At 69.4% G+C, this 1,144-nt stretch carries 2 protein-coding genes; both read left to right on the forward strand.

Annotation, left to right across the window (positions count from 1 at the left end; translation table 11 throughout):
• The first annotated feature begins 444 nt into the window (after positions 1 to 444).
• Positions 445 to 939 (forward strand): hypothetical protein, encoded by a 495-nt coding sequence (locus ACIQOV_RS42320; RefSeq protein ID WP_030058989.1) that lies wholly within the window; start codon positions 445 to 447, stop codon positions 937 to 939.
• 80 nt (positions 940 to 1,019) lie between these two features.
• On the forward strand, positions 1,020 to 1,103 hold the full coding sequence (locus ACIQOV_RS42325) for a putative leader peptide (protein WP_350526312.1): 84 nt from the start codon (positions 1,020 to 1,022) through the stop codon (positions 1,101 to 1,103).
• Positions 1,104 to 1,144 lie beyond the last annotated feature (41 nt).

Genomic DNA, 1,144 nt, shown 5'->3' on the forward strand with positions numbered 1-1,144 from the left:
CCATGAGGGGCCGGCAGTCGCCGGGAGGTTGGCGCCGACGCCGAGAGCGACTCGGATGACGGCACCGATGCTCGGGACCCGCACGCCCCCACGCGGCGGCGTCCCGAGCAGATCCACGGGAGCGACGGGCCGGGGCCCCGCGGATCTGGCTTGTGATGCATGGAACTGTTGGCTTGTGTGTTCGTGCTGTGTGCGACGACGAAGCTGGGTGCTCGGCGGTTCGGCACGACAAGTGCACAGTGAGGGAAACGCGTGTAGGGCCGCGTTGCGACATGCCGTCCCCCCGAAGGGTGAAACCCAGAACGGCTGTCGTGCTGAACCGAACGTAGCCCGGACGGTTGCTCAGAGTCAACATTGGTCTCTGAGCGTCGATCTCCCGCTCGTCCCCCGGCGGCGCCCCACCCACCTCGCGAGCGTGGTCTGCCGGACACGTACGATGTTCCCATGTCTTTTCTCCGCCGTCGCTCCGGACAGCCCGCCGGCCCGGACTTCGACGTGCTCGCGATGGACCCGGGTGACTGGCCCGGTGACTTCGGTGCGGCCATGATGACCGGCCCGGACGGCTCCTGCCAGGGGATTTTCCTGCGCTACGACCTGTTCGGCGGCAGAGGCCCGGCGATGTTCATCGGCAACCTCCCCGAGGGTTCGCCCGCCCGGGAGACCGGCGACGACGTGCCCTTCGAGGTGCGGCAGCTGCTCGCGGCGCTGGAGAACGACGAGCCGGTCGAGTTCGTCTCGGCCGAGGACTTCCCGGTGATGCTCGGGGACGACCTGCTGATCGTGAAGAAGGTCAAGGTCAGCGAGGAACGCGTGTTCTGCGCCCAGTTCGGCCGCAGCGACGGCGTCCTGGTCACCATCGCGTCCTGGGACCGACCGATTTCGGACGACCTGTATCAGCTGCTGAAGCCGCTCCCCGCGGACATGTTCCAGCAGGGCTGATCCCGGCGGGGCCGGCCGGTCCCGCCCGGGGGGCGGACGCTGCTTGACGGTATCGATCAACGGTTCGTACAGTCGCGAACATGCCGTGCCGTCTCCCGCTGCTGACCCGTCGCAGGCATCTGGACCTGCGGCGCACCGCCAGCGCGGCGTGTCCGGGCCGCTGAGGGGGGATTCGCCCCCCCGGCGGCGGGCGGTCGACCGGGTG

Origin of the sequence: Kitasatospora sp. NPDC091257 (assembly GCF_044757675.1) — a bacterium.
Classification (GTDB): domain Bacteria; phylum Actinomycetota; class Actinomycetes; order Streptomycetales; family Streptomycetaceae; genus Kitasatospora; species Kitasatospora lactacystinica.

Bases quoted from the DNA above. Each gene is read 5' to 3' on its own strand.
- ACIQOV_RS42320 (WP_030058989.1), top strand. From the start codon at position 445: ATGTCTTTTCTCCGCCGTCGCTCCGGACAGCCCGCCGGCCCGGACTTC.
- ACIQOV_RS42325 (WP_350526312.1), top strand. From the start codon at position 1,020: ATGCCGTGCCGTCTCCCGCTGCTGACCCGTCGCAGGCATCTGGACCTG.